The sequence below is a fragment of the Streptococcus sp. UBA3373 genome, from assembly GCF_002360305.1.
Lineage (GTDB): Bacteria > Bacillota > Bacilli > Lactobacillales > Streptococcaceae > Streptococcus > Streptococcus alactolyticus.
This window is the reverse complement of the sequence record NZ_DEQF01000012.1, coordinates 1-8,068: the sequence shown is the minus strand read 5'-3', so window position 1 is coordinate 8,068 and position 8,068 is coordinate 1. Positions and strand designations below refer to the sequence as shown.

Annotated in this window: 8 protein-coding genes and 1 riboswitch; of the genes, 7 read left to right on the top strand and 1 reads right to left on the bottom strand. The window is 42.3% G+C overall.

All coding sequences use genetic code 11. The features are described from left to right. The first annotated feature begins 50 nt into the window (after window positions 1-50). From B3R79_RS02250 to B3R79_RS02235, 4 genes are all read left to right on the top strand, one after another. A complete protein-coding gene (locus B3R79_RS02250) occupies window positions 51-605 on the top strand; it encodes a GNAT family N-acetyltransferase (protein WP_154454377.1) in 555 nt (184 codons plus the stop codon). After that, a complete protein-coding gene (gene spxR, locus B3R79_RS02245) occupies window positions 598-1,881 on the top strand; it encodes a CBS-HotDog domain-containing transcription factor SpxR (protein WP_293693503.1) in 1,284 nt (427 codons plus the stop codon). The genes B3R79_RS02250 and spxR overlap by 8 nt, the downstream gene beginning before the upstream one ends. A 90-nt stretch (window positions 1,882-1,971) precedes the next feature. Beyond that, window positions 1,972-2,832, top strand: coding sequence for a methionyl aminopeptidase (locus tag B3R79_RS02240; protein ID WP_293693501.1), 861 nt, complete (start codon window positions 1,972-1,974; stop codon window positions 2,830-2,832). A gap of 2 nt (window positions 2,833-2,834) precedes the next feature. Next, a complete protein-coding gene (locus B3R79_RS02235) occupies window positions 2,835-3,779 on the top strand; it encodes a YihY/virulence factor BrkB family protein (RefSeq protein WP_293693499.1) in 945 nt (314 codons plus the stop codon). 31 nt (window positions 3,780-3,810) lie between these two features. Here the strand turns inward: B3R79_RS02235 and B3R79_RS02230 are convergent, their stop codons facing one another. Further along, the gene (locus B3R79_RS02230) at window positions 3,811-4,236 is read right to left on the bottom strand and encodes a GtrA family protein (protein WP_154454373.1); all 426 of its coding nucleotides are present in this window, start codon (window positions 4,234-4,236) and stop codon (window positions 3,811-3,813) included. Window positions 4,237-4,264: 28 nt separating this feature from the next. Continuing rightward, window positions 4,265-4,375, top strand: a riboswitch (PreQ1 riboswitch). Between B3R79_RS02230 and B3R79_RS02225 the strand changes: the two genes are divergently transcribed. The 3 genes from B3R79_RS02225 (at window position 4,373) to B3R79_RS02215 (ending at window position 7,980) form a co-directional block, all read left to right on the top strand. Next, on the top strand, window positions 4,373-4,879 hold the full coding sequence (locus B3R79_RS02225) for a QueT transporter family protein (RefSeq protein WP_154454372.1): 507 nt from the start codon (window positions 4,373-4,375) through the stop codon (window positions 4,877-4,879). Its footprint overlaps the riboswitch before it by 3 nt. 107 nt (window positions 4,880-4,986) lie before the next feature. Continuing rightward, a complete protein-coding gene (gene ligA / locus B3R79_RS02220; RefSeq protein WP_293693496.1) occupies window positions 4,987-6,945 on the top strand; it encodes an NAD-dependent DNA ligase LigA in 1,959 nt (652 codons plus the stop codon). Window positions 6,946-6,963: 18 nt separating this feature from the next. Continuing rightward, complete coding sequence (locus tag B3R79_RS02215; protein WP_168260960.1) at window positions 6,964-7,980, top strand: diacylglycerol kinase family lipid kinase; 1,017 nt, start codon at window positions 6,964-6,966, stop codon at window positions 7,978-7,980. Window positions 7,981-8,068: the final 88 nt, after the last annotated feature.

Here is an 8,068-nt window from a genome sequence, read left to right as displayed (position 1 = left end):
AGTTAGCCTCTTTTTGATTAGTTAAAAAGAAGGTGTGTTATAATAGGGACATGGATATTTGGACACAATTAGGGCGGTACGCTTCGTTTGAAACCGACCGTACCCGCTTACGCCCTTTTGCTTTTTCAGACCGCTTGGATTTTTTTGATATTTGTCAGGATGCTGACAATTTGCGTTTTATTTTTCCAAGTTGTCAGGCTCAAGCCGAAAGTGATTACGTCATGGTTCACTATTTTATGAAAGAGCCGCTTGGGGTTTGGGCAATTGAGGACAAGGTGAGCGGCAAGATGATTGGTTGCATTCGCTTTGAAAAATTGGACAGCCGCCGTGCGACGACTGAAATTGGCTATTTTTTGCACCGCGATTTTTGGGGACAGGGTCTGATGACTGAGTGTTTAAAAACGCTTTGCTTTTTGAGCTTTCAAGAATTGGGGCTGCAAGGTTTGCGCATTGTGGCACATAAGGAAAATATTGCCAGCCAAAAAGTGGCGGAAAAATCAGGTTTTTGTTTAAAAAGGCGATTTAAAGGGAGCGACCGTTACACTCATAAAATGCGGGATTATGTGGATTATCAATTGAACAGGAGGGATTACCGTTATGAGTAAGCATCAACAAATATTGGAATACTTGGAAAATCTTCCTGTTGGGAAACGCGTTAGCGTACGCAGCATCTCCAATCACCTTAACGTGAGCGATGGAACTGCCTACCGTGCCATAAAAGAAGCTGAAAATCGTGGCATCGTGGAAACCAAGCCACGCAGCGGTACTGTGCGCATTGAGAAAAAATCAACCGTTCGTATTGAACGCCTCACCTATGCTGAAATTGCTCGCATCACGGATTCGGAAGTTTTGGCAGGAAAATCAGGCCTGCACCGTGAATTTAGCAAATTTACGATTGGTGCCATGACCCGTGACAATGTTTTGCACTACCTCGTCAAAGGCGGGCTTTTGATTGTTGGGGACCGAGAAAATATTCAATTGCTGGCGCTAGAAAAGCAAAATGCCATTTTGGTGACAGGTGGCTTGCCCGTTTCAGAAAATGTGCTTTGCTTGGCAGATGAATTGGCCATTCCTGTCATGGTGTCCCATTATGACACCTTTACCGTGGCAACCATTATCAATCACGCCTTGTCTAATTTGCAAATCAAACGCGATTTGACGACCGTTGAGCAATTTTACCAAAAGAAATACGATTACGGTTTCTTGCGAGAAGGCGATACCATTGGCGAATTTAATGACATGATTAAGCAGACGCGTAATGTCCGTTTTCCTGTCATCAATGACAAAAACGTGGTCATTGGGGTGGTCAGTATGCTAGATGTCTTGGGCAAGGAAAATGCAACGCCCATCAAAAGCATCATGTCCCGCAATTTGATTGTGGCAAAACCGCAAGCCAGTCTTGCCAATATTAGCCAAAAAATGATTTTTGAAGATTTGAATATGTTGCCTGTTGTGGCGGAAGATTTGACCTTGTTGGGTGTCATCACCAGACGTCAGGTGGTCGAAAACCTCCCCAACCTCCAACATTCTCACCTTCACACTTACAGCGAGCAGCTGTTGGCTAGTTTGCATCAAAAAGATGATGTTTATCGTTTCACTGTGGAACCAACCATGATTGATAGCTCGGGTAATTTTTCACAAGGCATTTTGACCGAATTTCTCAAAGACATTAGCGTGCGGGTATTGACCAAGAAATACCCAAAAAACATTGTCATGGAGCAGCTCATGCTTTATTTTGTGCGTGCCGTGCAAATTGACGATTGCTTGGAAATTCGCCCACGATTGATAACGGAAAAACGCCATAGTTCTGTCATTGATTTTGAAATTTTGCTGGACAATCAAATCGTCGCAAAAGCTTTGGTGACAACGAAAATTAACTGAGAGCTTACGGGCTATTTTTGACCTTTACACCAGTTCGGTGTATAATGAATACTGATTAATTTTGAACGATGAAAAGGGAGTACAAACGATATGATTACATTAAAATCAACTCGTGAAATTGAAGCTATGGACTGTGCAGGTAATTTTCTAGCTTCAGTTCACATTGGTTTACGTGACTTAATCAAACCAGGCTTGGATATGTGGGAAGTGGAAGAATATGTGCGTCGTCGCTGTAAAGAAGCCAACGTATTGCCCCTTCAAATTGGGGTGGATGGTTCTGTAATGGACTACCCCTATGCCACTTGTTGTGGTTTAAATGATGAAGTGGCTCACGCTTTTCCACGTCACTACATTTTAAAAGAAGGCGATTTGCTTAAAGTTGATATGGTTTTGAGTGAACCGCTTGATAAATCTGTTGTGGACGTGTCAAAATTGGACTTTGACAATGTTGCTCAAGTGAAAAAATATACCCAATCTTACTCAGGTGGTTTGGCGGATTCTTGCTGGGCTTATGCAGTTGGAAATGTTTCAGAAGAAGTTAAAAACTTGATGGACGTTACCAGAGAATGCCTTTATATCGGTATTGAAAAAGCGGTTGTCGGCAATCGTATCGGTGATATCGGTGCAGCCATTCAAGAATACGCTGAAAGCCGTGGTTACGGTGTGGTTCGTGATTTAGTTGGTCACGGTGTTGGTCCAACTATGCACGAAGAACCAATGGTGCCTCATTATGGTAAGGCTGGTCGTGGGCTTCGCTTGCGTGAAGGCATGGTCTTGACCATTGAACCAATGATTAACACAGGCACTTGGGAAATTGATACGGATATAAAAACTGGCTGGGCTCACAAAACCCTAGATGGCGGCTTGTCATGCCAATACGAACACCAATTTGTGATTACCAAAGATGGTCCAGTTATCCTAACTAGCCAAGGAGAAGAAAGAACGTATTAAGCATGGAGCGTAAGCAACAACGATTAGATGCTTTGTTGTCTAAATTGCAGTGGCAGCCATTACAAGTTTATGTCAAACATTATCAAAGTGCAGAGATGGATTTATCGGCTGTCGCAGTTGCTTACTACCTCATGTTGACAGCTTTTCCCTTGATTGTGATTGCTGCAAATATCTTTCCCTATCTCAATTTAGACATCTCAGTCTTATTGTCGTTTATGGAGAAAAATTTGCCAACCAATATCTATCCAACGGTTTCTGCCATTACCACGGATATTTTTTCAAACCCATCTGGCGGTATTTTGGGAGTGGCGACTTTGACGGCCTTTTGGACCATGTCCAAATCACTAACATCACTGCAAAAAGCCATCAATAAGGCTTATGGTGTATCACAACACAGGGATTTTGTGGTGGGGCGTTTGATTGGCATTTTAGCTGGTCTGCTCATTTTGTTCCTCTTGACCTTTGTGCTGATTTTTTCATCCTTTTCAAAAGCTATTTTGCAACTCATCAGCCGTCATCATCCTTTAGATGACACACTGGTAAAAATGCTTTTGAGCCTAGCACAACCCGTCACGGTGCTGACCATTGTGTCTGGCATTATGATTTTGTATTTCATTTTGCCCAATGTTAAAATTCGGTGTTTCCGCTTCATTTTGCCAGGAACCGCTCTGACCTCTATTGTTCTTGTTTTCCTGAATAATTTATTTAGTCAGTATGTTTTGAGGACTTTTGAACGCATGGTTGACCTTAAAGTTTTCGGGTCGATTATGATTTTTGGTTTGATGATGTGGTTCATCTTTTTGGCACGCATTTTGATTTTGGGGGCTGTTTTCAATGCCACTTATCAAGAGCTGAGTCAAGGCAAGATGGAAAGCAGACGTGGGGATATCTTATCCATTTTAAACCGCCGAAAAAAGAACACCCCATCAGATAAAAAAGACAAGTAAAAAAGCTATCATTTTAAGAGAATGGTAGCTTTTATTGATTATCTCGGAAAACAAGTAACTTACTGAGCACGTAGTTTAGGACGATGATAAGCACTTGCGAGAAGATGGTTTCCACCATGTTGACCATGGCGATGTTATCGTTGACGAATTGTCCGATAATTTGTGGGTATTTGGTAACGAGAAGGTAAGCCAAAGCCAAGTCCAACACAAGGGTTGCCAAGCGAGCCATGAAAAATTTGACCAAACGTCTGAACCAGCCCGTGCGAACTTGGTTAAAAACAAAATAATCATTGGTCACAAAGGCAAAAATAATGGCAACAATGTTAGCGACAACGGCTGAAAAGGTCGCTGATTGGGTGAGTGAGAAAAAGGCTACCCGAGTTACCATGTAAACAAGGGTTGTCAAGACACCGAAAAACAAGTATTTAAAAACTTCGTTAGAGATTAATTTTTTCATAGAACTACTATATCAAATTTTTGGTATTTGTGCTATACTTTAAAATGTTGTGCAAACGACCCTTGACGCTTATTTCCCTTTCGTCAAGCATATTAAAGACGTGGAGTGTAAAACTCTGACGTTAAAGGAGAAAGTTATGAAATCATTGACTGTTCGTGACCTTGCTCAAGTGGCTTTTGTGGCTGCTTTGTATGTTGTTTTAACGATAACACCGCCTTTAAATGCCATTTCCTACGGTGCCTACCAATTTCGTGTATCAGAAATGTTGAATTTTATGGCTTTTTACAATCGTAAGTATATTATTGGTTTGACACTGGGTTGTATGATTGCCAATTTTTACAGTTTTGGTTTGATTGATGTTGTCGTCGGAGGTTTATCAACGCTTGTTTTTGTAAGCTTGGGTGTTATGCTCTTTGACCGCTACAAGGACCAATATCTATTTAATGGCTTGTTTAATAAGGCTTTCTTTTATTTTTCGTTTTTCTTTTCAGCGTCTATGTTCACAGTCGCATTAGAATTGCATTTCTTTGGTGCACCTTTCTGGTTGACTTGGTTCACCACAGCTATGGGAGAATTGGCATCCTTGCTTATCGGTTCTCTGATCATGGACCGATTAAGCAAGCGCATCAATCTCAGTGCTTAAGCATAAGGCAAAGCTTTCTTTTGAAGAAGGCTTTTTTCGTTTCCTTTTTGTTAAGAATTCCTAAACTTTTAGTAAGACTTTTTGACAATATATGTTAAAATAATAGTATGAAAAAGCGTATTCAAAACCTGGTTGACCTACTCAACCAATACCGAAAAGAGTATTATACAGACGATAAACCAACGGTGTCAGATAGTGAATATGACGTCCTTTACCGTGAATTAGTTGACCTTGAAAAAGCACATCCAGAGTGGATTTTACCCAATAGCCCAACACAAGAAGTCGGTGGGCTTATTTTAGAGGGTTTTGAAAAGTACCAACACCAAGTTCCTCTATATAGCCTACAAGATGCCTTTTCACGTGAAGAATTGGACGACTTTGACCGCCGTGTCAAATCAGAATTTCCAAATGCCTCTTACATGGCTGAGTTGAAAATTGATGGCTTGTCTATTTCGCTGGTTTATGTCGACGGTGTCTTGCAAGTGGGGGCGACTCGTGGCGATGGTTCGGTTGGCGAAAATATCACTGAAAATGTCAAACGCATCAAGGATATTCCCCACCGTTTGAAAGAACCGCTCACGATTACTGTGCGTGGTGAGGCTTACCTTCCCAAACAATCCTTTGACAAAATCAACGAAGAACGTCGTGAAAATGGACAGACTGAATTTGCCAATCCTAGAAATGCAGCGGCGGGTACTCTGCGTCAGTTAAATACGGCAGTTGTTGCTAAGCGCCAACTGGCTACTTTCTTGTACCAAGAAGTAGGAGCAACTCAGATGACCACACAAAATGCGGTCTTGGATGAGCTGGCGCGTTATGGCTTTTCGGTGAATACTAAGCGTATCACCACGTCATCGATGGATGAGATTTGGACCTTTATCCAAGACATCGCTGAAGAGCGTGACCGTTTGCCTTATGATATTGACGGGATTGTTATCAAGGTAAACAGCCTAGCCATGCAAGAAGAACTTGGTTTCACAGTGAAAGCACCACGCTGGGCCATTGCTTATAAATTTCCGGCAGAGGAAAAGGCAGCTGAAATCCTATCCGTTGACTGGACCGTTGGACGAACAGGGGTAGTGACGCCAACCGCTAACTTAACACCCGTTCAATTGGCAGGGACGACCGTTAGCCGAGCAACCTTGCACAATGTGGACTACATTGCCGAAAAAGACATTCGTATCGGTGATACGGTTATTGTTTACAAGGCTGGGGACATTATTCCTGCTGTGCTTCATGTGGTTGAAAGTAAACGCGACCAGCAAGTACCGATGCCAATTCCGACACAGTGCCCATCTTGCGGTAGCGAGTTGATTCATTATGAGGATGAAGTGGCTCTGCGTTGCATCAACCCACTTTGTCCAAGCCAAATTCAAGAGCGTTTGACCCATTTTGCTAGCCGTCATGCCATGAACATTACTGGTTTAGGACCGTCAATGGTCAAAAAACTTTTCGAGGCCAATTTGGTTCATGATGTGGCGGATATTTACCAGTTGAGCGTGGCGGATTTGCTGACTTTGGATGGTGTCAAGGAAAAATCAGCAGAAAAACTCTATCAGGCTATTCAGGTTTCCAAGGCTAATTCTGCGGATAAATTGTTGTTTGGCTTGGGAATTCGTCATGTGGGAGCTAAGGTTAGCCGCCAATTATTAGAAGTTTTTGAAACGATTGATGCGTTAGAGCAAGCACCCGTGGATGCGATTGCTAACATTGATGGCATTGGAAATGTCATCGCTAATTCTCTACACAGCTATTTTGCAAAAGAAGAAGCCCAGACCTTGCTGGCAGAATTGCGAACAGTTGCGGTTAATTTTGCTTATCTAGGTCAAAAAGCGTCCGCTGATGCCCAATTGTCAGGCTTGACCGTCGTATTGACTGGAAAATTGGAGCATTTCACTCGCAATGAAGCCAAGGAAAAATTGCAAGCATTGGGAGCAAAAGTAACTGGTAGTGTGTCTAAAAAGACAGACCTTGTGATTGCTGGGGCTGAGGCAGGCTCAAAATTGGACAAAGCACAAAGTTTGGGCATTACCATTCGTGATGAGGAATGGTTAGCAGGTTTATAATGGATGTCGAGGTATTTTATGGAAAAGACAAAAAAACGTGCACGTTTAATCTATAATCCCACTTCTGGACAAGAAATCATGAAAAAAAATGTCGGAGAAGTATTGAATATATTGGAAGGGTATGGCTATGAGGCCTCTGCATTTCAGACGACCCCAGAACCTAATTCAGCCCGAGATGAAGCGAAACGAGTGGCTCAAGACCATTTTGACTTGGTCATTGCAGCTGGTGGTGATGGCACCATTAACGAAGTGGTTAATGGGATTGCACCGCTGGAACACCGTCCAAAAATGGCTATCATCCCAACAGGAACAACCAATGATTTTGCACGTGCCCTAAAAATTCCTCGTGGCAATCCTATCGAAGCGGCTAAGATTATCGGGAAAAATCAAACCATTGCCATGGACATTGGGCAAGCGCGTGAAGATGTTTATTTCATCAACATCGCAGCGGCGGGTTCTTTTACAGAATTAACTTACAGCGTGCCTAGCCAGCTCAAGACCATGTTTGGCTACTTGGCTTACTTGGCCAAAGGGGTAGAGTTGTTGCCTAGCATTCGAACGGTACCTGTTCGGATCACTTATGAAAATGGCGTCTTTGAGGGCGATGTTTCCATGATTTTTGCGGCCATTACTAACTCTGTCGGTGGTTTTGAGCAAATTGCCCCAGATGCCAAATTAGACGATGGCAAGTTTACCTTGATTTTAGTGAAAACGGCTAACCTCATTGAAATCCTGCACTTGATTCGCTTGGTGCTTGATGGTGGTAAGCACATTGGAGATAAACGCATTGAATACATCAAGACGGATTTTCTTAAAATTGAGCCTTTGTCTGATAGCAGAATGATGATTAACTTGGATGGCGAATACGGTGGCGATGCCCCAATCAAACTCCGTAACTTGAAAAATCACATCACATTCTTTGCCAATACCGATGAAATTTCAGACGATGCTTTGGTGTGGAACCAAGAGGATCGCGAATTAGAAGAAATGGCTCAAAAATTCTCAAAAGAAGTTGATGGATTAGATAATCATTAAAATATTTTTTGATAGAATATGATTTAACAGTCTAAAATGGTCGAAGGATCTTTTAGGCTTTTTTGTTTGGCTCTTTGTCAACTGTAGT